Below are 22,579 nucleotides of genomic sequence, written 5' to 3'. Positions count from 1 at the left end.
AACGGGGTTCCGGAATCAGGAGAAGGCCGGCCGACTTTACCTGTGCGCCGGCCCGCGAAACAGGACCCTCGGCTAAAAGATTTCCATGACAGAATGATGATAATCCGGCCGGTCAGGAGCCCTTTTTGCCCATGACGCGCGAACGCAGCGCATTGGAGAGATTGTCGAAGACGAAGACCACCAGAAGGATCAGCAGGACCATGTAGGCAACCTTGTCCCAATCGGCATTGGTCTTCATGGATTCGAGCAGCTTGAGGCCGATGCCGCCCGCGCCGACAGCGCCGATCGCGGTTGCCGAACGGGTGTTGGACTCCCAGAAATACAGCGATTGCGAGATGAAGATCGGCAGGACCTGCGGCACGACGCCGTAACGCTGCACGATGACCGGCGCGGCACCCACGGACTTGACGCCTTCGCGCTGCTTGTCGTCGACATTCTCCAGCGCTTCCGAATAGACCTTGCCGAGCGCACCGGTATCCGTGAAGAAAATGGCGGCGATCCCCGGGAGCGGCCCCGGCCCGAAGGCGCGGGTAAAGAACAGGGCCCAGATCAGCATGTCGATCGAGCGCAGGAAGTCGAAGAAGCGCTTCATCCCCCAGTTCATCGGCCGGCTTGTGGTGATATTGCGCGCCGCGACGAAGGCGAGCGGGAAGGCGATGAGGGTGGCGAACAGCGTGCCGACGAAGGCCATGACCAGCGTCTGCATCAGCTTGGAGAGAATATCGCCATGCTGCCAGCTGCTATTGTTCAAGAAGTTGTCGAGCGCCAGCGAGGGATTGGACTGGCTCGGGTCGAGCCGCTCGCCGAAGAGCATCAGCCCGGCCACGCTGGTGAAGCTGCGGCCCCAGAACGGCGATTGCGTGTCGAAGAAGAAATTCGCCCAGCCGAGGAAACGCCGCTGCACATAGACCTGGCTGTTGCGGATTTCCGCCTGGCCGGCAAAGCCGAATCGGACATTGACCTTGTTGCCGTCCTGCACCATGCGCGCCGGCGCACCGGCAGGCAGTATCGCCCGGTCCCCTTTGATCGCGACGGGATAGAGCTTGCCGTCGAGATAGACATCGACCTGGCTCGGGGTCACGTCGAGCCGGTCGTCGCTACCGAAGATCACCGTGTAGCCGCCGTTGGAGGTCGGCTTCAGCCAGTCGATCGCCGCGCCGTCCGGATATTGCCCGCGGCTCGTCCACTGCGGCACGACCTGGCCGTTCTGGAAGCGCAGGCGGGGCTGCGCGCGCCATGAATACCAGTCCTGCAGGTAGATCGCCGCGCGATCCCAGTTGCCGTTGACGAAGGTCGGGATGACGTTGAAGAAGGAAAAGCAGAAAGCGAGGTAGACGAAGACTGCGACGGCGGCGATCGCCAGGCCCCAGCGCTGCATGACGCTGCGGTGAAAGACTTCCGGATAGGCGGCGAGCAGGCGTTCGCGATCGGCGGCATTGACGGCGAGATTGGACATCAGGCAGCTCCCCGGCCGAATTCGAACGATTGCTTGCCGATCAGCCGGCGGCGCAGCCAGGCCGAGAACTGGTCGACGCAGATGACCGTAATCAGAAGTAGAATGATGATCGCATAGGTCTTGGCGGCATGGTCCCGGCCGATCGACAGGCTGAACACTTCCCCGATGCCACCTCCGCCGACGGCGCCGATAATGGTCGAGGCGCGCACGTTGATCTCGGTGCGCAGCAGCGTGTAGGAGACGAAATTCGGCAGGACCTGCGGCAGGATCGCGAAGCGGACGCGCTCCAGCCAGCTGGCACCGGAAGCGCGCAGGCCTTCGTCCGGCTTCATGTCGGCATTCTCGACCACTTCGAAGAACAGCTTTCCGAGCGCGCCTATGGTGTGGATCGACACGGCAATGATCGCCGCGATCGGACCGATCGACAGGATTGCGGCCAGCAGGCCTGCCACGACGATCTCCGGAAAGGCGCGCAGGATTTCCATGATGCGCCGCACCACCCAGCGCGTTAGACCGGCGCCGACGAGATTGGTGGAGGCGAAGAAGCACAGAAGGAAGGCACCCGTGGCGCCGAGGATGGTGGAAACGATGGCGATGTTGATGGTGATCGCCAACTGGTAGAAGAAGTTCGGAATATAGAAACTGTCGGTGATCCAGACGCGGTCGCTCGTATAGTCGAACTTGATCGATCCGTCCGCATAGGGCGACGGCAGGTCGAACATGGCGCGGAAGATTTCCAGCGGGCTGTTCGGCACGAAACTCTTCAGGAAATCGAAGAGATAAGGAAGGCGTTCGAAGAACTTGCCGGAATTGGCTTCGTTGGCGAAATCCAGCGACGCGCCGAGCACGATCAGGAAAACGACGATGGAGACGACGGTATAGATCCGCCGGGTCCGCACCTGTTGCTGATAATGATCGAGGATGGTGCGGGAGCTTTCCTGCAGCCCGCTGACTTGAGCGGGTCCGGCCACGTGCGCCATTCTGGGTATCCTTGTTGAACGAGCGGCGGCATCGTCATGATGCCGCCGCCAAGATATTGATCAGACGTTGGATCAGCCGCCGATGACAGCCTTACGAGCGTCGATGATGGTCTGGTAGAACTTCTGGTCGACCGGCGACCAGTCGACGTAACCGCCGCCCGTGAAGCTCTCGAAGCAAGTCTTGTCCTTCTTCGGCAGTTCGGCGAAGTAGGCGGTCACCTTCTTCTTCATGTCGTCCGAAAGCTTGTTGGAAACCATCAGCGGGCCGTTCGGGATGAGCGGCGACTTCCAGACCTGGACGATGTCGTCCATGTCGAGCAAGCCCTTGGAGACCATGATGTGCAGGTTGCCGGATGAGTAACCCTGTGCCCAATCGCCGACGGCCGAACCGAAGGTGGTACCGACGTCGAACTTCTTGTCGAGAATGCCGAGAACGAGGTTCTCATGGCCGCCGCCGAAGCCGGTTTCGGAGAAGTACTGCTTGACCGGCATGCCGACGTCCTTCGGCAGGGCGACGTTCGGCACGAGGTAGCCGGAGGTCGAGTCCGGATCGGCGAAACCGATCTTCTTGCCCTTGGCGTCGGCGAGCGTCTTGATGCCCGAATCCTTGCGCGCAACCATGATCGAATAGTAGCCGGTCGAACCGTCGGCCTGCTTGGTGGTCAGGACCGGGGTAACGGCGTTCGGGTCCTTGATGTAGATCGAAGCGTAAGAGGCAGCGCCCATGACGGCGAGGTCGATCGTGCCGCCGAGCAGGCCCTGGATGACGCCGTTATAGTTCGGCGAAGGGAAGAGCTTGACGTCCGAGGCGCCGGTCGCGGCGATCAGGCCCGGCTTGACGCATTCGGTGCGGCGGATCTGGTCGGCTTCGTTTTCGCCGCCGTCGAGGCCGATGCGCAGAACCGGTGCGCTCTGGGCGTGGGCCTGGCCAGCAACGGCGGCGACGGCGATCGTCGCCATCAGGATCTTGCGGAATGCAGACATGGAAGTCTCCTTTGGTGATTGGGTTGGTCAACCCGGAAAGGGCGTCAGTCTTCCGGCCGCGGATCGCAGCCGGAAACGGGTCAGCGCATGGCGGCGGCTTCGGTCACCATGCCGGATGTGTCGATCGCGACCGGAGCCTCGCCGCGGCGGGCGGGGGCAAGGCTGGTCGATGTCATGGTCTCGTCGATGCCGGCGCCATCCTTGTCGGAACCGTAGATCTCGCGCACCGCATTGGCGTTGAGCTGCTGTGGCGGGCCGTCGAAGACGACGCGGCCGCCCGCCATGCCGATGATCCGCTCGCAATAGCTGCGGGCCGTATCGAGCGTGTGCAGATTGGTGATGACGGTGATGCCTTCGCGCTCGTTGATGTCGCGCAGCGCATCCATGACGATCTTGGCGTTGAGCGGATCGAGCGAGGCGATCGGCTCGTCGGCGAGCATCATTTTCGGTGCCTGCACCAGCGCCCGGGCAATTGCCACGCGCTGCTGCTGGCCGCCCGACAGCGTTCCGGCCGCCTGCAGTGCCGTCTGTTCGATGCCGAGCCGCTCCAGCGCCGCCATCGCCATGACGCGCTCGTCGCGGCTGAAGATCTTCAGGAGACTCATCGTCGTCGAACGGTGATTGAGACGGCCGAGCAGCACGTTGGTCATAACGTCGAGGCGCGGGACCAGGTTGAACTGCTGGAAGATCATCGCGCAGTCGCGCTGCCAGTTGCGCAGCGCCCGGCCCTTGAGGGAGGAGACTTCGGCGCCGTTGAAATAGATGGAGCCTGAGCTCGGCTCCTGCAGGCGGTTGATCATGCGCAGCAGGGTAGACTTGCCGGCGCCGGAGCGGCCGATGATGCCGACCATCTGGCCCTGGGGAATCTCGACGTTCACGGCACTCACCGCGATACGATCGCCGAAACGGCGGGTGATGTCCCTCAATTCGAACTTCATGCTCTCTCGCCAATTCAGCTTTTTTTCTGAGAGCTCGATAGCGATGGTTGATGAAGTCTGAATGTCGGATTTATGTCGGTTTTATTATATTCCGGAAGCGCCCGCCGCGCTTCCGTTACCTGGCATGACGGGACACGAATTCCTCTGCCGAAAGTGACCGGAAATCGTCGAGAGCAGCCCTCAGTTTCAGGTGATCCCAGTCCCACCAGGCAAGCCGGTCCATCGCTTCGCCGATCGTTTTCGTGAAGCGCTCGCGGATGAGTTTTGCCGGCACGCCGCCGACGATCGTATAGGGCGCGACATCCTTCGACACGACCGCGCCGGCGCCGATCACCGCACCGTTGCCGACGGTGACGCCCGGCAGCACGGTGGCGCCATGCCCGATCCAGACGTCATGGCCGATCGTGACACGATTGTCGCGCCGCCATTCGAAGAAACTCTTCTCGTCTTCGGCATCGTCCCAGTAGCTGGCGGCGCGATAGGTGAAGTGGTGCAGCGTCGCCCGCCACGTCGGATGGTTGGTGGCGTTGATGCGCACGGAAGCCGCCATGTTGACGAACTTGCCGATCGTCGCACACCAGATCGAGCCGTCCTGCATGATGTAGGAATAGGCGCCGATCTCGGCCTCGCTGATGCGGCAGCGCTCGGAAACTTCGGTATACGGGCCGAGCGTCGAATTGCTGACGTTTGCCGTTTCGTGGATCGCGGGCTCGAGCCCGACCTTGGCGCTCATGCAGCAACTGCCTTTCGCGGAGAAAATTGGGATACGTCGAGAACGCGGTCGGCCACCGCCTCGCGCACTTCCTCGTCGTGGAAAATGCCGAGAAGGGCGACGCCCTCGCGTTTCTTGTCCGCGATCATGTCCACGACGACGCGCCGGTTGACCGCGTCGAGTGAAGCGGTCGGCTCGTCGAGGAGCAGGATGCGGTGGCTGGTGATGAAACCGCGGGCGATGTTGACCCGCTGCTGTTCGCCACCCGAAAACGTGGCGGGCGGCAGGGTCCAGAGCTCCTGCGGCAGGTTGAGTTTGGCCAGAAGCTCGGCGGCCTTGTCACGCGCTTCCGGGGCTGCGATGCCGCGGGCGACGAGCGGTTCGGCGACCACGTCCAGCGCGGAGACGCGCGGAACGGTGCGCAGGAATTGGCTGACATACCCGAGCGTATGGCGCCGCACGTCAAGCACCGTGCGCGGATCGGCGCGGGCGATATCGACGATCCGGTCCTTGTGATCGACGAGGATCTGCCCGGCATCGACGGCGTAGTTGCCGTAGAGCATCTTCAGGATCGAGCTCTTGCCGATGCCTGACGGGCCGCCGAGCACGACGCATTCGCCGCTCGCGACGGAAAAATTCACATCCCTGACGACCGGCAGCTTGATGCCGTCGCGCAGGTGCATAGTGAAGCTCTTGAAGACTTCGGAAACGACGAGAGGGGTGGCCATCGGTATTCTCCTCAGACCTGAAGGATGGAAGAGACGAGAAGCTGGGTATAAGGCTCGCGGGGATCGTCGAGCACCCGGTCGGTCAGCCCATGTTCGATCACATGGCCGTCCTTCATCACCATCATCCGATGGGACAGAAGGCGTGCAACCGCGAGATCATGGGTGACGACGATCGCCGACAGGCCGAGATCGTTGACGAGGCCGCGCACCAGGTCGAGCAGGCGGGCCTGGACCGAGACGTCGAGACCGCCGGTCGGCTCGTCCATGAACACCAGGCGCGGGCCGGTCACCAGGTTGCGGGCGATCTGCAGGCGCTGGCGCATGCCGCCGGAAAAGGCGCGGGGCTGGTCGTCGATGCGGTCGGTGCCGATCTCGACACGGGTCAGCCAGTCGCTCGCCGTCTCTCGGATATTGCCGTAATGCCGGTCGCCGACGGCCATCAGCCGCTCGCCGACATTGGCGCCGGCCGAGACCGTCATGCGCAGGCCGTCGGCCGGGTTCTGGTGCACGAAGCCCCAGTCGGTGCGCATCAGGAAGCGGCGTTCGGCCTCGCTCATATGGTAGAGGTCGCGGAATTTGCCGTCGCGCATCCGGTATTCCACACTGCCGGTCGTCGGCATCAGCCGGGTCGACAGGCAGTTAAGCAGCGTCGTCTTGCCGGAGCCCGACTCTCCGACGATGGCGAGCACTTCGCCCGGCCACAGATCGAAGGAAACGTCCTTGCAGCCGATCCGGCTGCCGTAGAATTTCGAGACGCCGCTGACTTTGAGAAGAGGGGTGTCGGTCATTCCGCTGCCTCCTTGGCAGGCGCCAGCATGGCGCCGACATGGCCGTGTTCGCGGCGGTCCTCGCAATTGTCGGTGTCCGAACAGACGAACATGCGGCCGCCCTTGTCGTCCAGCACCACCTCGTCGAGATAGACGTTCTCGGCGCCGCAGAGCGCGCAGGGTTTGTCGAAGGTCTGGATTTCGAACGGATGATCCTCGAAGTCGAGGCTGACGACATCCGTATGAGGCGGCACGGCGTAGATGCGCTTCTCGCGACCGGCGCCGAACAGTTGCAGCGCTTCCGACCGGTGCATTTTCGGATTGTCGAACTTCGGCGTCGGCGACGGGTCCATCACGTAGCGGCCCGCGACCTTGACCGGATAGGCATAGGTCTTCGAAATCCGGCCGTTATGGGCGATGTCCTCGTAGAGTTTTACATGCATGAGCCCGTATTCTTCGAGCGCATGCATCTTGCGGGTTTCGGTCTCGCGCGGCTCGAGGAAGCGCAAGGGCTCCGGGATCGGCACCTGGTAGACCAGGATCTGGCCCTCGGCGAGCTTGTGCTCGGGAATGCGGTGGCGGGTCTGGATGATCGTCGCGTCCTTGGTGTGGGTGGTGACGGCGACGTTGGCGACCTTCTGGAAGAAGGCTCGGATCGACACCGCATTGGTCGTGTCGTCGGCGCCCTGGTCGATCACCTTCAGCACGTCTTGCGGGCCGATGATCGCTGCCGTCACCTGCACGCCGCCGGTGCCCCAGCCATAAGGCATCGGCATTTCGCGCGACGCGAAGGGCACCTGGTAACCGGGGATGGCGATCGCTTTGAGGATCGCGCGGCGGATCATCCGCTTCGTCTGCTCGTCGAGATAGGCGAAGTTGTAAGTGGCGAGGTCCGTCATCTTGGAGTATCCTGTGACTGCATGAACCAACTAGAAGGAAAGGCTGTCATGGACGCCATCACTTCGAACGGATTGCTGGGCGTGGCCGTCTTCGCGGCCTTCGTCGCCTGCGGGATCATCATTCCCTTTTATGTCATCAAGCCGCCGAGAAACCGCGGCCGGGCCAACGCGAGCAGCGAGGGCGGCGGGGTCGGGGCCTACGGGAGCGGCTGCGACGGCGCCAACGCGGGCGGCGCCTGCGATGGTGGCGGAGGTGGTGACGGGGGAGGCGGCGGAGGCGACTGATCCGCCCCCGAACTGCGGCCGAACCGGCATCATTCGGCGGCCTCCTGCAGGCCATTGCCGCCATTGCGCGCCGTCTCGATGTCCGATCGCATCTTGCGCACAAGCGCAAGTTCGGCCTGGAAGTCGACGTAGTGCGGCAGCTTCAGGTGCTCGACGAAACCGGTCGCCTGCACGTTATCCGAATGCGAGATAACGAATTCCTCGTCCTGCGCCGGCGCGGTGATGTCCTCGCCGAGCTCTTCGGCTCGCAACGCCCGGTCGACCAGCGACATCGACATCGCCTTGCGCTCGCTCTGGCCGAACACCAGGCCGTAACCGCGGGTGAACTGCGGCGGCGCCTTCGACGAACCCTTGAACTGGTTGACCATCTGGCATTCGGTGATCCGGATGCGGCCGAGCGAGACGGCAAAACCGAGTTCTGCAACTTCGATCTCGACTTCCACTTCCCCGATGCGGACTTCGCCGACGAATGGATGGTTGCGGCCGTACCCGCGCTGGGTGGAGTAGCCGAGCGCCAGCAGGAAACCCTCGTCGCCGCGGGCGAGCGCCTGCAGGCGCAGATCCCGGCTCATCGGAAACTCCATCGGCTCGCGGGTGAGATCGCCGGCCTGATGGTCCTCGGAAAACTCGCCATCCGCCTCGATCAGGCCTTCATGGGCGAGAATGTCGGAGACCCGCATGATGTGCTCCGCCGGCGTGTCGCGACGTTCCGGCTCGTCGACCGGTTCGTCGGTGAGCAGAGAAGGATCGAGCAGCCGGTGGGTATAGTCGAACGTGGCTCCGAGAAGCTGGCCACCCGGGAGATCCTTGTAGGTCGCCGAAACGCGCCGCTCGACCTTCATGACTGCCGTATCGACCGGAACGGAGGAGCCGAAGCGCGGCAGCGTGGTGCGATAGGCCCGCAGCAGGAAGATCGCCTCGATCATGTCGCCGCGCGACTGGCGGATGGCAAGCGCTGCGAGCGCCCGGTCATAAAGCGAGGCCTCGGCCATCACCCGGTCTACGGCAAGGCCCAGCTGCTCGACGATCTGCTCGATGGTCACGGAAGGAAGCGAGCGATCGCCCCGACGCCGGTCGGCCAGCAGCCTGTGAGCATTGTTGATGGCGGCCTCGCCACCCTTGACGGCAACATACATGGTTCATTCTCCTGGCCATTACCGGCATCCCATCAAGATGCGGGAAGGTTTGGTCGTTTGGCCCCAAGCGGCGGCCCCAAGCTTAAAAAGTGGTCGACCGTTCATTGGGTGGCGATGCGTACGGTCCGCGGCAGGCACAACAGGTTTTTGCCAGCCGTCAGGATGACATCGACGCCCCGTGGGAAGAGCGCCCGGTTATCGGCCCACAGCCGCAGAAAAACTTCCGGAAGGCCCTTCACTAGGACAGTTGTCGCGTGCGGAATGCCAGGACCCGTCAGTGTCAGCGGCAGGCCTTCGCCAAGTGCTGCCACCTCGATCACTAGCGTCGTTGAACGGTCGGGATATTCCTGCGTGCCGGCCGAGAAGAGGCCGAACGAGGCAAGCGCCGCGCCGGCCTCCACGAAGGCGAAGCGGGCCTCGGCCTTCTCGCGGGTGATCGGCGCACCGGTGTGGAAGCCGATCCACTCGCCGACGGCGGACTTGAAAAGCCCGGCGCTCAGCCACACGGGCGTTTCATGGTCGCAGAGCGTCACGGCAATCGCCCCGGCCGCTCCTCCAAGCGGCTCCGGCTGGCCGACATCCGGTCCGACGGTACGGATCGTTCCCGGACGGGCCATGCTGTCCATCAGCATGCGGAACACGTCCTGGGATTCGAAGACCGGTTCTCTAAATCCGCCGGAAAGCGCTTGCGTCTTGATGTTCATCAGTCGTCCCCCCGTACCATGGTGAAGAAATCGACGCGGGTCGCGGCCGTCTCTTCCGCCTTCTGTTTATCTTCCGTTGCGATGCGGGCCTCTATCGGACGGAGCAACGTGGCCTCCACGAAATCGCGCGTGGCGTCCTCCTGCCAGAGCGCGTCGAAAATGGCTGCGAGCCGGACATTCGCCTTCGCGGTGCCGAGCGCTTGCGCATGGCCGGCAGTGCCGGATGCCAGAAGCACGGTCGCACGCGTCACGGTCGCCTCGCCAAGATTGAAGGGTGCGCCGCCGCCGCCGATGCGACCGCGGACCATCACCAGTCCGGTCTCGGGGCCGCGCACCGGCTTCACCTCCGGTTTGGCCGGAAGCTTTTCCCAGGCGGCATGCAGTTCGTTCGTCGTTGCGCGCGCAAGAAGCCCAGCGGCGCGACGGCGCGCGGCGGTTTCTGCATTCGGCTCGATTTGTTTCGCCAGGTCCATTGCCAAGCTCCTAAATGTCTATTGATATAGACAACCATACAAGTTATATGTACTACTAACTTTCTGATATAACAAGCGTGTGACATGGATACCGGGCAGACAAACGTTCACCGACAAAACGGCGTAGCGCTATGGCGGCAGATCGCCGACCGCATTCGCGCCTCGATCGCCAATGGCGACTACGACGCGACCGGCAAGGTGCCGCCGGAATTCACGCTGGCCGCGCGGTTCGGCGTCAATCGCCATACGGTCAGGAGCGCGCTTGCCGCCCTTGCTCAGGAGGGCATCGTTCGTTCGGTACAGGGGCGCGGTACGCTGATCGAGCGCAAGGAACGGCTGAACTTCCCGATCACGCGGCGCACCCGGTTCAGCGAGGGCATCGGCGACCAGGCGCGGGAAAAGGAAGGCCTGTTGCTGCATTCGGTCCAGGAACCGGCCACAGTCGACCTGTCGACCCGGCTGTGCATTCCTGAAGGTGCACAGGTGATCCGGCTGGAAACGCTGAGGAAAGCGGATCGCCGCCCGGTTTCCCGCTCGACGACCTGGTTTCCGGCCGACCGTTTCGGCGGCATCGGGGAGGCCTACGGCAAAAGCGGCTCGATCACGGTTGCATTCCGGATGCTCGGCCTTTCGGATTATCTGCGCGTCTCGACGGAAGTGACGGCTACTCATGCGGACGGCGCGGATCTTGCCGACCTGCAGCTATCGCCGGGAGCCATCATCCTCGTGGCCCGCGCGCTCAACACCGATACGGAAGGCGTACCGATCCAATACGCCGTCAGCCGCTTCCCGGCCGACATGGTGCAATTCACGATCGAAAATTGAAGTCGCCTATTCGGGCGGCCATTGGCGGGCGGTATGGATGATGCTTAAAATCCGCACCGCGCCTTCGCGCACGTCGTAGATCATCAGATAGCTGGGATGGGCGAGGAGCTCGCGCGTTCCAGAAACACGGCCGGGACGCCCCGAATAGGGATGGCGGGAGAGCTGGCCTGCCGCTATTGCAAACTGATCGTCCATGGCGACTGCGGCCATCGGATTTTCAAGGCGAATGTAATCGAAAATTGTTCTGCGATCGCGACGCGCTTGCGGCGTCCAGAGAAGCTTCATTGAGCGGACGATTTCCGCGCCTCTTCCCGTAAGGCAGCGAATTCGGTTTCGACGTCTTCTTCGGAAAGAAGGTCACCGGCATTCGCCGAATCTATCGCCTTCTGGACCTTTTGGCGAAACCAAACATCGTAATCCGCAGCTTCTTGCTGCTGCTTGATATAGTCGCGCATGAACTTGCGCAACAACTGCGCGCTTGTCTGATCGTCCGCTTTCGCAGCCTCGGTGAACGCGGCTTTCAGCTCTTCCTCGACGCGGAACGTGAATGTGGCCTCAGTCATCTTCAAACCCATGTGTTACGCTGTCAATGCAATGTAACACATGGATCTTCTGGAGGCAAAGCTCAGTGCGCGCCGGACATGTCGCCGAGAACGTCCTTAGAAGCGACGGTCGAATCGGCTTTGAGTGTGTAGACCATCGGCACCCCGGTCGCGAGGTTGAGCTTGAGGATCTCTTCCTTGCTGAGCCGGTCGAGAACCATCACCAGCGAGCGAAGCGAATTGCCGTGGGCGGCGACGAGGACCTTTTCGCCGCGCAGCACCCGCGGCAGGATTTCCGTCATGTAATAGGGCCAGACGCGGGCGCCGGTATCGCGCAGGCTTTCGCCGCCCGGCGGCGGGATGTCGTAGGAACGGCGCCAGATATGCACCTGCTCCTCACCCCACTTGGCGCGCGCATCGTCCTTGTTGAGGCCGGAAAGATCGCCGTAGTCGCGCTCGTTGAGCGCCTGGTCGCGAATCGTCTCGAGATCCGGCTGGCCGACCTTGTCGAGGACGATCTTCAACGTGTCCTGGGCGCGCTTCAGCACCGAGGTGAAGGCAATGTCGAACTTGATGCCCGTTGCCGCAAGCGCTTCGCCGCCGGCTTCGGCTTCCTGGATGCCGAGCGGCGTCAGATCCGGATCGCGCCAGCCTGTGAAAAGGTTCTTGAGATTCCAGTCGCTCTGGCCGTGGCGAACGAGGACGAGAGTTCCGCTCATGGGATGAATTCCTCCGGGAAGATTTTCAGGAAAGCCCGAGCACGTCGAGCATGGAATAGTGGCCGGGCTTCTTGTCGCGCGCCCAGAGCGCCGCGGCAACCGCGCCGCGGGCGAAGATCGAGCGGTCGCGCGCGCTGTGCGAGAGCGTCACCAGTTCGCCTTCGCCGGCAAGCACGACGGAATGGTCGCCAACGACCGAGCCGCCGCGGAGCGTCGCAAACCCGATCGTGCCGGTCGGACGGGCGCCCGTATGGCCGTCGCGCACCCGAACGGATTGGCTTGCGAGATCGACGCCGCGGCCTTGCGCTGCCGCTTCGCCGAGCAGCAGTGCCGTTCCGGATGGCGCGTCGACCTTGTGCTTGTGGTGCATTTCGACGATCTCGATATCCCACCCGGCAGCCGGCAAAGCCTTCGCCGCCTGCGCGACGAGCACGCCGAGCAGATTGACGCCGAGGCTCATATTGCCGGACTTGACGACGCGCGCATGACGGCCGGCCGCCTTGAATTTTTCCTCGTCCTCGACCGAGCAGCCGGTCGTGCCGATCACATGGACGATCCGTGCCTGCGCGGCGAGGACCGAGAAGGCGACGCTGGTCGCCGGCGTGGTGAAATCGAGGACGCCATCGGCATCGAGAAAAGCCTTCAAGGGATCGGAGGTTACGGGAACGTCAAGAGTTCCGACACCCGCAAGTTCGCCGGCGTCCTTGCCAATGAAGGGCGAACCCTCGCGCTGAACGGCCGCGTGCAGTGTCACGCCTGCTGTTTCATGGATGACCCGGATCATGGCCTGGCCCATCCGGCCTGCAGCACCAACCACCACGAGTTTCATGTCATTTGCGGTCATGCGCGGCGCAGTCCTTGCTTCGTCGGTCAGTCTTTTGGAGCGGTTACAGCTTGTCGGGGCGAGCGTAAAGGCCGCTTCCGCACTGCGCAAGCATCTCTTGCAGGTCGTATCCAGGAAACCGAGCCTCGCCCGCGACGATCATCTCGGGCCGCATCTAACGTTGCCAGCGGCGGCCATCCATGGAAAGACCGTAGGCGGAAGGCGTGCGGGCAAAGCTTGCAAGGCCGGCCAGCGCCGCCTGCGGATGGGTCACCACGAAGGTCGGGATCGTGCGCATCAGCTCCGTATGCGGCGCTTTATCCTCGAAGGCGGCGCGGAACTCCGGGCCTTTCAGCGCCGGAACGATCTTCTGCGAGATGCCGCCGGCGAGATAGACCCCGCCGCGCGCCATGAAGATCAGCGCCATGTCGCCGGCGACCCGACCGAGATAGGTGGCAAACAGCGAAAGCGTTTCGACGGCCTGGGAATTGGAACGGTTCAGGCCGTGGGCCGTGATATCCGCCGGATCGGAAAACGCCGGCTGCAGACCGTCGGCCGCACAGACGGCCTGGTAGATGTTGACGACGCCGCGCCCGCTCAGGATTTCTTCCGCGGAAACGCGACCCTCGATGCGCTTGAGGTGCGGAAAGATCTCGAAATCCCGTTCCGAGCGTGGGCCGACATCCACATGTCCGCCTTCGCCGGGAACCGGAAACCACATGTGCCGCGCATAGACGAGGCCTGCGACGCCGAGGCCGGTACCCGGGCCGAGCACCACGCGCGAGGCCATATGCGGCTCGCTGTTGGGCCCAAGCGTCTCGCGGTATTCGTCGGGCATGGCCGCGATGGCAAGCGCCTGGGCTTCGAAATCGTTGACGACGAGCACGTCCTCGAAGCCGAGATCGGCGATCATGCCTTTCGGCCGCACCACCCAGTCGCAATTGGTCAGGTCGATCTCGTCGCCATCGATCGGCCCCGCGATGGCAAGGATCGCCGAACGGGGCTTTACCGAACTCCTGTCGAGCACGATTTTCTGGATCGCGTCATCGATCGTCGGGTAGTCGGCGGTGCGCACGTTCGGGAACGGCTTCGGTTCCGCATCGGCGTCGTGGAGGATCGAGAAGCGGGCATTGGTGCCGCCGATATCGCCGATCAGGATCGGAAAGGGCAGCTTGTCGGTCTTCATGTTATCGGCCATCGGGAAGCTTAGTCCTTCTGAAAGTCGATGAGTTTTTCGGCGGTGGCGCGGTTGAGCGCCATCGGTATGTCATAGACCGTTGCAAGCCGCGTCAGCGCCTTGACGTCGACATCGTGGGGAAGCGCGCTCAAGGGGTCGATGAAGAAGACCAGCATGTGGACCTCGCCGGTGGCGATCATCGCGCCGATCTGCTGATCGCCGCCGAGCGGGCCGCTCTTCAGCCGCGTCACGTCGAGGCCGGGGCAGGCATCCTGAACCCGGCCGCCCGTCGTGCCGGTAGCGACGATGCGGAACCGCGAAAGCGCCACCTGGTGATGGCGGGCAAAATCCGCCATGTCGTCCTTCTTCTGGTCGTGCGCGATCAGCGCGATGCAGGGCTTGGCCGACATGATTGGGTATCCTCACCAGAACGATATTCAATCGATTTGTGACGCGTTCTAGCGTGCCGCTTCGCTCTTGGAAAGGTGGCGTCGAGACAGGCGTTTTCGATTGCCGGCCTCATCCGGAACTATTGCAGTGGACGTGGCGTCGGGATCGGCATGTCGTCGGAAGCAGCCGGCGGATCGTTGACGATCGCCTCGATGGTCTTTGCCGGTGCCGACGCGGCAGGCTGAGCCGTGTAGGCCACGGCGCTGCCGCCGAAGGTGGCGTCGTCTTCGGAGCGCGCGCGGGCGGCAAGCACGGCTGCGCACGCTTTCGGCAGATCCGAGAGCATGACTTGGCGAGGCTTGACCGGCTTCTTGTTCGGGTCTGGCTTCGGCGGCGGCGCCCACGGCTCCTTGCTGAACCACCAGGCGAGGGAATTGTCGCAGCCGTCGCCCTTGGTGACCGGCGCCTGGCTCTGGCAGGCCGTGGCGCCGGCCGGGCAGTGGATGCGGATATGGAAATGTTCGTCATGGCCGTAGATCGGCCGCACCTTGCCGAGCAGGCTTCGATCGCCGGTCCAGGTTTCGCAAAGCTTCTTCTTGATGGCCGGGTTGACGAAGACCCGCTCCACCTGCGGATAGCTCGCCGCCTGCATGACGACCTTGGCGTGGGTGCTGGTCCAGCGGCTGGGATCGACGGTCAGGAACTTGCTCTTGTCGAGCATGGAGGTGAACGGCAGGCTTTCGCGTTGCTGTGGGCTCAGAGGCTGGGCAGGCTTCGGCGTGAACCAGATATCGGCGTCGAGGCCGATCTGGTGTGAGGCATGGCCTGTGAGCATCGGGCCGCCGCGCGGCTGGGAAATGTCGCCGACCAGAATGCCAGAACCCCAGCCGAGCCTTGCGGCATCGCCGGAGAACCGTTCGAGCAATGAGATCATTGCCGGATTACCCCAGCGGCGATTGCGCGAGAGGCGCATCGCCTGCCAGGTCGGTCCGTCGGTCGGCAGCGCCACGGCACCGGACATGCAGCCCTTCGCATAGAAACCGAGCGGCTCCGCCTCCGCCATGCTCGGGAGCTTTACGGTGCCAAAAAGCTGTTTCGCCGGCGTGCCTTCCTGCGCTGCCACCGGCCCTACAGAGGTGCCGCAAAGGAAAGCGGTCACCGTCAGCCGCAAAATAGTACCCGAAATCGATTTCATGCCCATCCGCCGCAAATCACCTGATCGCCTCGAATCTACCGTGAAACAGGATTTTGGTGAAATGGAGATGGTGGAAGCCTTGCCGATTTCCGGGAGATAAACGCCGGATAAAACGGATGTGAGCGCCGAACTCCTGTTTTTCGCCGCCTTTTGTCCTATGCTTCACCGCAACACAGAAACTCGGAAGAGGTAACGAATGGTTCTGGCTCGGTTGAAGGTAGGTTTCGCGATCGTCCTGGCGACGGTTCTCGCAGCGTCGAACGTGCCGGCCCAGGAACCGAAATGGCGGCATGGCATGGCCGTTGTCGGTGACCTCAAGCTCCCGGAAGGCTTCAAGCAGCTCCCCTATGTCGATGTAAACGCGCCGAAGGCCGGCGAACTGCGCCTCGGTGATGAGGGCACGTTCGACAACCTCAACCTGGTGATCGACCGGGGTGCCGTGGCTTCAGGTGTCAGCCTGATCTACGACACGCTCATGAAGCGCTCGGAGGACGAGGTTTTCGGCACCTACGGCCTTCTGGCCGAGGCGGTGTCCTATCCGGACGACGTGTCTTCGGTGACGTTCCGGTTGAGGCCGGAGGCGAAATGGTCGGACGGGCAGCCGGTCACTCCGGAAGACGTGATCTTCAGCCTGGGGAAGCTGAAGGAGCACAGCGCCCTCTATTCCGGCTACTATCGGCACGTCACCGGTGCTGAAAAGACCGGCGATCGCGAAGTCACCTTCCGCTTCGACGAAAAGAACAACCGCGAACTGCCCTCGATCGTCGGCGACTTCCCGGTCCTGCCGAAGCACTGGTGGGAAGGCAAGGACGCACAGGCCAACCAGCGCGACATTTCCCGCACCACCCTGGAGCCGCCGATCGGGTCCGGACCCTACAAGATTGGTGCCGTTCAGCCGGGCTCCACCATTCGCTACGAGCTGCGCGACGACTACTGGGGCAAGAACCTGCCGATCAACCTCGGCCAGTATAACTTCCGGACGATCAGCTATACCTATTTTTCGGACGCCGACGTGGAATTCGAGGCCTTCCGGGCCGGTACGATCGACTACCGCCAGGAAAACAGCTCGAGCCGCTGGGTCACGCGTTACGATTTCGATGCGGTGAAGGACGGGCGGGTGATCAAGGAAGCACTGACCAATCCGTTCAAGGCCGTTGGCGTCATGCAGGCTTTCGTGCCGAACATGCGGCGTGACATCTTCAAGGACGCGCGGGTCCGCGAAGCGCTGAACTACGCCTACGATTTCGAGGATCTCAACAAGAACCTTGCCTATGGCGGCCTGAAGCGGGTCGATAGCTTCTTCTGGGGCACCGAGCTTGCTTCATCCGGCCTGCCCCAGGGAAAGGAGTTGGAGATCCTCAACGGGTTGAAGGACAAGGTTCCGGCAAGGGTGTTCACAACGCCGTATACCAACCCCGTCGGTGGTGACCCCAACAAGGTGCGTGACAATCTGCGCACGGCCGTCAGCCTGCTGAAAGGGGCCGGCTGGGAGCTGAAGGGCAACCGGATGGTCAATGCCAAGACCGGGCAGCCCTTGGGTTTCGAAATTCTCCTGAACAGCCAGTCGCAGGAGCGCACCGTGATGCCCTATGTGACAAGTCTCAAGAAAATCGGCATCGATGTCCGGCTCCGGATCGTCGACGCCTCGCAATATATCAATCGAATCCGCAGCTTCGACTACGACATGATGTACGGGGTTTGGGCTCAGACCATGAACCCCGGCAACGAACAAGCGGACTACTGGGGATCGGCGTCCGTCAGCCGGCCGGGATCACGCAACTATGCAGGCATCGCCGATCCAGCGGTGGATCAGCTGATCACCATGATCACCTTTGCCGAGAAGCGGGAGGATCAGGTGGCAGCCGTCAAGGCGATGGACCGGGTGCTGCTCGCCAACCACTACGTGGTCCCGATGTTCTATTCCGGCGAAGCGAGGATCGCCTACTGGAACCGCATCACGCATCCGCAGCGACTGCCGGAATACAGCACGGGTTTCCCCGACACATGGTCGGCCAGAAGCGCCGCGAAGTGAAGAATTGGGCGCGGACTTGCGCCGCCGACCGGCACCTGTTCCAAATGAACCCGTATGATTCGCACCGGAAAAGAGGAAAGAGCCATTTGATCGGCATTGGGATATGCGGTGAGACAAGCCCGGCAGCCACGGGCAGGGAGCTCTGATGGGCGCCTATATTCTCCGCCGTCTTCTGCTGATGATACCGACGATCGTCGGCATCATGGCGATTTCCTTCCTCGTCGTGCAGTTCGCGCCCGGCGGCCCCGTCGAGCAGGTGATCGCCCAGATCCAGGGCCAGGATACCGGCGACCGGCTTTCCAGCGGTGGCGGCGACCTGCTCCAGCAACAGGGCGGAGGCGAGGAAAGCCGTTATCGCGGCGCCCAGGGCCTCGATCCGGAATTCATCGCCAAGCTCGAGAAGCAGTTCGGTTTCGACAAGCCGCCGGCGACGCGGTTCCTCGAAATGATGTGGAACTACATCCGCTTCGACTTCGGCGAGAGCTTCTTCCGCAACACCTCGGTGCTCGATCTGATCATCGACAAGATGCCGGTGTCGATCTCGCTCGGCTTCTGGATCCTGATCGTCTCCTATCTGATCTCGATTCCCTTGGGCATCCGCAAGGCGGTCAAGGACGGCTCGACCTTCGACGTCTGGACCTCTGGCGTCATCATCATCGGTTATGCGGTGCCGAGCTTCCTGTTCGGCATCCTGCTGATCGTGCTCTTCGCAGGCGGTTCGTTCTTCGACTGGTTCCCGCTGCGCGGCCTGGTTTCCGACAACTTTGCAGAACTTTCCTGGTGGGAAAAGGTCATCGACTATTTCTGGCACCTGACATTGCCGTTGATCGCCATGTCGCTTTCGGCCTTCGCCACCACCACCCTGCTGACCAAGAATTCGTTCATCGACGAAATCAAGAAACAGTATGTGACGACGGCGCGCGCCAAGGGCCTCAACGAGCGGCAGGTGCTCTACGGCCACGTCTTCCGCAACGCCATGCTGATCGTCATCGCAGGGTTTCCCGGAGCCTTCATCTCGGCCTTCTTCACCGGCTCACTGCTGATCGAGAACATCTTTTCGCTGGATGGACTGGGGCGTCTCGGTTATCTCGCGATCGTCAACCGCGACTACCCGATCGTTTTCGGCACGCTCTACATCTTCTCGCTGATGGGCCTGTTCGTCAGCCTGATTTCGGACCTGATCTATACCTGGATCGATCCGCGCATCGATTTCGAGCGGAGGGATGTCTGATGGAGGCGACCGCCGCAAAGACCACCGTACAGACGGCACTGCCGCAGAAGCGGCCCTGGATCTCGCCGACCAACCGGCGGCGGCTCGCCAATTTCCGCGCCAACAAGCGCGGTTACTGGTCCTTCTGGCTGTTCATGGTCCTTTTCGTGCTCAGCCTGTTTGCGGAATTCATCGCCAACGACCGGCCGATCGTCGCCTCCTACAAGGGCGAGATCCTCTACCCGGTCCTGGTGGACTATCCGGAAGAGAGGTTCGGCGGCTTCCTGGCGACGACCGATTACCGCTCCGACTATATCCAGCAGGAAATCGAGACAAACGGCTGGATGGTCTGGCCGCCGATCCGCTATTCCTACCAGACGGTCAATTCCAACATCCCCCATTCGGCGCCGACCGAACCCTTCTGGCTGATGGAGAAGGCGGATCGCTGCGCCGCCTATCCGCAGAAGGATGGGGACCCGAACTGCATCCTCGGCAACCTGAACTGGCTCGGCACCGACGACCAGGCACGTGACGTGACCGCTCGCATGATCTACGGCTTCCGCATCTCCGTCCTGTTCGGCCTGGTGCTGACGATCTGCTCGGCAGTAATCGGGGTGACGGCCGGCGCGGTCCAGGGTTATTTCGGCGGCTGGACGGACCTGCTGATGCAGCGGTTCATCGAGATCTGGTCGTCCATGCCGGTTCTCTACATCCTTCTGATCATCGCCTCGATCCTGCCGCCGGGCTTCTTCGTCCTGCTCGGCATCCTCCTGCTTTTCTCCTGGGTCGGTTTCGTCGGCGTGGTGCGCGCTGAGTTCCTGCGGGCCCGCAATTTCGAATATGTCCGCGCCGCCCGCGCACTCGGCGTCGGCAACTGGACGATCATGTCCCGGCACCTGCTGCCGAATGCCATGGTCGCAACGCTGACCTTCCTGCCCTTCATCCTGTCGGGTTCCATCGCGACGCTGACCTCGCTCGACTTCCTGGGCTTCGGCCTGCCGGCAGGCTCTCCGTCTCTCGGCGAGATGATTTCGCAGGGAAAGAACAACCTTCAGGCGCCATGGCTCGGCTTCACCGCCTTCTTCACAATGTCCCTCATGCTTTCGCTGCTGATCTTCATCGGCGAGGCCGTGCGCGACGCCTTCGATCCCAGAAAGACGTTCGGGTGATGGCGGGTCGTAATTGCATGATCGATGGGCTAGATTGTCGGGGATATCAGCGAGCGTGACGCCATGAACAAGATCGTCAGAGAGCATTACCCGGTCGCCAACCTTCCCGAGGATCTGCGGGAGGGATTGGAGAGGGACGCGACTGTCAGGGTCGTTGTTGAGGTGGAGGAGCGCGGAGAACGTGATGATCTCGGTATGGCCGAGCGCAAACCCATTCCGGCAAAAGACCTCATGGAGCTGCGGCGCCGGCTGCTTTCGGACGGCAGGCCGTCAGTGTCTGCGGAGGAAGCCGTGGCGCAGATTCGCGAGTTGCGGGACGAGTGGGACTACTGATGGAGGATGTAGGTCGCATCTATATCGACACCAATATTTTCATTGCTGGATTTGAAACTAGAAGTGACCTTGCAGAACGGATCGCAATGCTCTTCTCCTCCGCATTGATCCAAACGCCTCCGCGTTTCGTGACCAGCGAGTTGACCTTAGCGGAACTGCTTGTGCGGCCCTATCGCAATCATGACGCCGTCTTGATCGATTTGTACTATAGTTTGATTTCTTCCAGTCCCTGGTTGGAGGTTTGGTCGGTTACCCGCGAAGTTCTCTCCGCGGCCGCGAGTCGGAGGGCCGGTGATTCCTCGCGAAAATTGCCGGATGCGGTCCATATCGCGACGGCTGGTCTTGCCGGTTGCTCCCATCTTTTGTCCGCTGACAAAGGGATAGGGCCGGCGCAGGGCGAAAGTCTGCCTTTTTCACGCCTCCAGCCGGATCGTCAGACAATCGAAAAACTTATCGAAAGCCTTGGCCGATGACAGAGCCGCTTCTTTCCGTCCGCGATCTCTCCGTCGCCTTCCACCAGGGCAGCGATACCTCGATTGCCGTCGATCGGGTCTCGTTCGATATCATGCCCGGCGAGGTGATGGCGCTGGTCGGGGAATCCGGCTCCGGCAAGTCGGTGACGGCGAATTCCATCCTCAAGCTGCTGCCTTATCCTTCGGCAAGCCATCCGTCCGGGGAGATTCTGTTCGACGGCAAGGACATGTTGAAGGCGTCCGAGCCGGAACTGCGCCGTGTGCGCGGCAACGACGTCACGATGATCTTCCAGGAGCCGATGACCTCGCTTAATCCGCTTCATTCGATCGAGAAGCAGATCGGCGAAATCCTTGAGCTTCATCACGGAATTGCCGGTCAGGCAGTGCGCATCCGCACGCTTGAACTGCTGAACCAGGTTGGCATACGCGAGCCGGAAAAGCGGCTGAAAGCTTATCCGCACGAGCTGTCCGGCGGCCAGCGCCAGCGCGTCATGATCGCCATGGCGCTCGCCAACCGCCCGAAACTGCTGATCGCCGACGAGCCGACCACGGCGCTCGACGTCACCGTGCAGGCGCAGATCCTCGATCTTCTGCGCGGGCTGAAGGGCGAGCACGGCATGTCCATGCTGTTCATCACCCACGACCTCGGCATCGTCCGGAAATTCGCCGATCGCGTCTGCGTCATGACCAAGGGCAAGATCGTCGAGACCGGCACGGTGGAGGAGGTCTTCACCAATCCGCAACACGCCTATACGCGCCATCTGCTCGCCTCCGAACCGCGCGGCGAGCCGCCGCCGACCGATCCCTCGAAGCCGGTGGTGATGGAAGGCAAGGACATCCGTGTCTGGTTTCCGATCAAGGCCGGTTTCTTGCGCAAGGTGGTCGATCATGTGAAGGCGGTCGATGGCGTCGATCTCGAACTGCGGGCCGGCGAGACGCTCGGCGTCGTCGGCGAATCCGGTTCCGGCAAGACCACGCTCGGTCTGGCGCTCGCAAGGCTCATCTCCTCCAAAGGCCGCATCGCCTTCGTCGGAACGGACATCGACAAGTTCTCCTTCAAGGAAATGCGTCCGTTCCGCGACCGTCTTCAGGTCGTCTTCCAGGATCCCTATGGGTCGCTGAGCCCCCGCATGTCGGTCGGCGATATCGTCGCCGAGGGGCTGAAGGTGCATGAACGGTCGCTCTCCGCCGATGGCCGCGACGAGCGTGTCGCCTGGGCCTTGAGCGAAGTCGGCCTCGATCCGGCGACCCGCTGGCGTTATCCGCACGAATTTTCCGGCGGCCAGCGGCAGCGCATCGCAATCGCCCGCGCCATGGTGCTGAAACCGCGTTTCGTGATGCTCGACGAGCCGACATCGGCGCTCGACATGACCGTACAGGCGCAGGTCGTCGATCTCCTGCGCGACCTGCAGAAGAAGCACGATCTCGCCTATCTCTTCATCAGCCACGATCTGAAGGTCGTGAAAGCGCTCGCCAACCACGTCATCGTCATGCGGCTCGGCAAGGTGGTGGAAGAAGGTCCCGCGGACCAGATTTTCCAGGCGCCGAAGCAGGATTATACCCGCGCCCTGATGGCCGCCGCCTTCAATCTGGAAGCCGTCGAAATCGAAGCCATCAACCAGTAATCAC

Annotated in this window: 26 protein-coding genes; 8 read left to right on the top strand and 18 right to left on the bottom strand. The window is 62.4% G+C overall.

The window, feature by feature from the left end; genetic code table 11:
* Window positions 1–112 precede the first annotated feature (112 nt).
* From phnE (C5J22_RS14790) to C5J22_RS14755, 8 genes are all read right to left on the bottom strand, one after another.
* Window positions 113–1,456 carry a phosphonate ABC transporter, permease protein PhnE gene (phnE, locus tag C5J22_RS14790; RefSeq protein WP_105438817.1) on the bottom strand — a complete coding sequence of 448 codons (1,344 nt, stop codon included), beginning with the start codon at window positions 1,454–1,456 and terminating at the stop codon, window positions 113–115.
* Window positions 1,456–2,436, bottom strand: coding sequence for a phosphonate ABC transporter, permease protein PhnE (gene phnE / locus C5J22_RS14785; protein WP_105438816.1), 981 nt, complete (start codon window positions 2,434–2,436; stop codon window positions 1,456–1,458). The genes phnE (C5J22_RS14790) and phnE (C5J22_RS14785) overlap by 1 nt, the downstream gene beginning before the upstream one ends.
* 72 nt (window positions 2,437–2,508) lie before the next feature.
* The gene (phnD, locus tag C5J22_RS14780) at window positions 2,509–3,420 is read right to left on the bottom strand and encodes a phosphonate ABC transporter substrate-binding protein (protein WP_105438815.1); all 912 of its coding nucleotides are present in this window, start codon (window positions 3,418–3,420) and stop codon (window positions 2,509–2,511) included.
* Window positions 3,421–3,500: 80 nt separating this feature from the next.
* The gene (phnC, locus tag C5J22_RS14775; RefSeq protein WP_105438814.1) at window positions 3,501–4,358 is read right to left on the bottom strand and encodes a phosphonate ABC transporter ATP-binding protein; all 858 of its coding nucleotides are present in this window, start codon (window positions 4,356–4,358) and stop codon (window positions 3,501–3,503) included.
* A 115-nt stretch (window positions 4,359–4,473) separates the two neighbouring features.
* Window positions 4,474–5,091: a DapH/DapD/GlmU-related protein gene (locus C5J22_RS14770; RefSeq protein ID WP_105438813.1), complete on the bottom strand. Its 618-nt coding sequence runs from the start codon at window positions 5,089–5,091 to the stop codon at window positions 4,474–4,476.
* The gene (gene phnL, locus C5J22_RS14765; protein WP_105438812.1) at window positions 5,088–5,798 is read right to left on the bottom strand and encodes a phosphonate C-P lyase system protein PhnL; all 711 of its coding nucleotides are present in this window, start codon (window positions 5,796–5,798) and stop codon (window positions 5,088–5,090) included. The genes C5J22_RS14770 and phnL overlap by 4 nt, the downstream gene beginning before the upstream one ends.
* An 11-nt stretch (window positions 5,799–5,809) precedes the next feature.
* Complete coding sequence (gene phnK / locus C5J22_RS14760; RefSeq protein ID WP_105438811.1) at window positions 5,810–6,586, bottom strand: phosphonate C-P lyase system protein PhnK; 777 nt, start codon at window positions 6,584–6,586, stop codon at window positions 5,810–5,812.
* Entirely contained in the window at window positions 6,583–7,464 is an 882-nt protein-coding gene (locus C5J22_RS14755) for an alpha-D-ribose 1-methylphosphonate 5-phosphate C-P-lyase PhnJ (protein WP_105438810.1), read from the bottom strand. Before C5J22_RS14755 ends, phnK begins: the two co-directional genes overlap by 4 nt.
* Window positions 7,465–7,512: 48 nt before the next feature.
* On the opposite strand from C5J22_RS14755, the gene C5J22_RS14750 reads away from it, so the two are divergent.
* Window positions 7,513–7,749: a hypothetical protein gene (locus tag C5J22_RS14750; protein ID WP_105438809.1), complete on the top strand. Its 237-nt coding sequence runs from the start codon at window positions 7,513–7,515 to the stop codon at window positions 7,747–7,749.
* Window positions 7,750–7,778: 29 nt separating this feature from the next.
* On the opposite strand, the gene C5J22_RS14745 is transcribed toward C5J22_RS14750, so the two are convergent.
* The 3 genes from C5J22_RS14745 to phnG all read right to left on the bottom strand — a co-directional run bounded on the left by C5J22_RS14745 (window position 7,779) and on the right by phnG (window position 10,062).
* Window positions 7,779–8,885 (bottom strand): carbon-phosphorus lyase complex subunit PhnI, encoded by a 1,107-nt coding sequence (locus C5J22_RS14745; RefSeq protein WP_105438808.1) that lies wholly within the window; start codon window positions 8,883–8,885, stop codon window positions 7,779–7,781.
* Window positions 8,886–8,986: 101 nt separating this feature from the next.
* A complete protein-coding gene (gene phnH, locus C5J22_RS14740) occupies window positions 8,987–9,589 on the bottom strand; it encodes a phosphonate C-P lyase system protein PhnH (protein ID WP_105438807.1) in 603 nt (200 codons plus the stop codon).
* Window positions 9,589–10,062: a phosphonate C-P lyase system protein PhnG gene (gene phnG, locus C5J22_RS14735; protein ID WP_105438806.1), complete on the bottom strand. Its 474-nt coding sequence runs from the start codon at window positions 10,060–10,062 to the stop codon at window positions 9,589–9,591. The genes phnH and phnG overlap by 1 nt, the downstream gene beginning before the upstream one ends.
* Before the next feature lie 84 nt (window positions 10,063–10,146).
* On the opposite strand from phnG, the gene phnF reads away from it, so the two are divergent.
* A complete protein-coding gene (phnF, locus tag C5J22_RS14730) occupies window positions 10,147–10,887 on the top strand; it encodes a phosphonate metabolism transcriptional regulator PhnF (RefSeq protein ID WP_105438805.1) in 741 nt (246 codons plus the stop codon).
* Between the two features lie 6 nt (window positions 10,888–10,893).
* On the opposite strand, the gene C5J22_RS14725 is transcribed toward phnF, so the two are convergent.
* From C5J22_RS14725 to mepA, 7 genes are all read right to left on the bottom strand, one after another.
* Window positions 10,894–11,172: a type II toxin-antitoxin system RelE/ParE family toxin gene (locus C5J22_RS14725; RefSeq protein ID WP_105438804.1), complete on the bottom strand. Its 279-nt coding sequence runs from the start codon at window positions 11,170–11,172 to the stop codon at window positions 10,894–10,896.
* The gene (locus C5J22_RS14720) at window positions 11,169–11,462 is read right to left on the bottom strand and encodes a CopG family ribbon-helix-helix protein (RefSeq protein ID WP_371412614.1); all 294 of its coding nucleotides are present in this window, start codon (window positions 11,460–11,462) and stop codon (window positions 11,169–11,171) included. The genes C5J22_RS14725 and C5J22_RS14720 overlap by 4 nt, the downstream gene beginning before the upstream one ends.
* A 50-nt stretch (window positions 11,463–11,512) precedes the next feature.
* Window positions 11,513–12,148, bottom strand: coding sequence for a 2,3-bisphosphoglycerate-dependent phosphoglycerate mutase (locus C5J22_RS14715; protein ID WP_038592256.1), 636 nt, complete (start codon window positions 12,146–12,148; stop codon window positions 11,513–11,515).
* Window positions 12,149–12,173: 25 nt separating this feature from the next.
* Window positions 12,174–12,992: a 4-hydroxy-tetrahydrodipicolinate reductase gene (gene dapB / locus C5J22_RS14710; RefSeq protein ID WP_105438803.1), complete on the bottom strand. Its 819-nt coding sequence runs from the start codon at window positions 12,990–12,992 to the stop codon at window positions 12,174–12,176.
* A 154-nt stretch (window positions 12,993–13,146) separates the two neighbouring features.
* Complete coding sequence (locus tag C5J22_RS14705; protein ID WP_105438802.1) at window positions 13,147–14,169, bottom strand: glucokinase; 1,023 nt, start codon at window positions 14,167–14,169, stop codon at window positions 13,147–13,149.
* Window positions 14,170–14,177: 8 nt separating this feature from the next.
* Window positions 14,178–14,558, bottom strand: a complete 381-nt coding sequence (locus tag C5J22_RS14700; protein ID WP_105438801.1) for a methylglyoxal synthase — start codon at window positions 14,556–14,558, stop codon at window positions 14,178–14,180.
* Between the two features lie 119 nt (window positions 14,559–14,677).
* Entirely contained in the window at window positions 14,678–15,733 is a 1,056-nt protein-coding gene (mepA, locus tag C5J22_RS14695) for a penicillin-insensitive murein endopeptidase (RefSeq protein WP_105438800.1), read from the bottom strand.
* Window positions 15,734–15,929: 196 nt separating this feature from the next.
* On the opposite strand from mepA, the gene C5J22_RS14690 reads away from it, so the two are divergent.
* The 6 genes from C5J22_RS14690 to C5J22_RS14665 all read left to right on the top strand — a co-directional run bounded on the left by C5J22_RS14690 (window position 15,930) and on the right by C5J22_RS14665 (window position 22,575).
* A complete protein-coding gene (locus C5J22_RS14690; protein ID WP_105438799.1) occupies window positions 15,930–17,765 on the top strand; it encodes an extracellular solute-binding protein in 1,836 nt (611 codons plus the stop codon).
* A 145-nt stretch (window positions 17,766–17,910) separates the two neighbouring features.
* Window positions 17,911–18,996 (top strand): microcin C ABC transporter permease YejB, encoded by a 1,086-nt coding sequence (locus C5J22_RS14685; RefSeq protein WP_105438798.1) that lies wholly within the window; start codon window positions 17,911–17,913, stop codon window positions 18,994–18,996.
* The gene (locus C5J22_RS14680) at window positions 18,996–20,144 is read left to right on the top strand and encodes an ABC transporter permease (protein WP_105438797.1); all 1,149 of its coding nucleotides are present in this window, start codon (window positions 18,996–18,998) and stop codon (window positions 20,142–20,144) included. Before C5J22_RS14685 ends, C5J22_RS14680 begins: the two co-directional genes overlap by 1 nt.
* A gap of 63 nt (window positions 20,145–20,207) precedes the next feature.
* Window positions 20,208–20,477, top strand: coding sequence for a hypothetical protein (locus tag C5J22_RS14675; RefSeq protein ID WP_105438796.1), 270 nt, complete (start codon window positions 20,208–20,210; stop codon window positions 20,475–20,477).
* On the top strand, window positions 20,477–20,950 hold the full coding sequence (locus tag C5J22_RS14670) for a PIN domain-containing protein (RefSeq protein ID WP_105438795.1): 474 nt from the start codon (window positions 20,477–20,479) through the stop codon (window positions 20,948–20,950). Before C5J22_RS14675 ends, C5J22_RS14670 begins: the two co-directional genes overlap by 1 nt.
* Complete coding sequence (locus C5J22_RS14665) at window positions 20,947–22,575, top strand: ABC transporter ATP-binding protein (protein ID WP_105438794.1); 1,629 nt, start codon at window positions 20,947–20,949, stop codon at window positions 22,573–22,575. Before C5J22_RS14670 ends, C5J22_RS14665 begins: the two co-directional genes overlap by 4 nt.
* The last annotated feature ends 4 nt before the right edge of the window (window positions 22,576–22,579 follow it).

This window comes from Neorhizobium sp. T25_13 (assembly GCF_002968675.1).
Taxonomy (GTDB): domain Bacteria; phylum Pseudomonadota; class Alphaproteobacteria; order Rhizobiales; family Rhizobiaceae; genus Neorhizobium; species Neorhizobium tomejilense.
The sequence above is the reverse complement of the archived record's forward strand: the minus strand, read 5'-3'. Positions and strand labels throughout refer to the sequence as shown.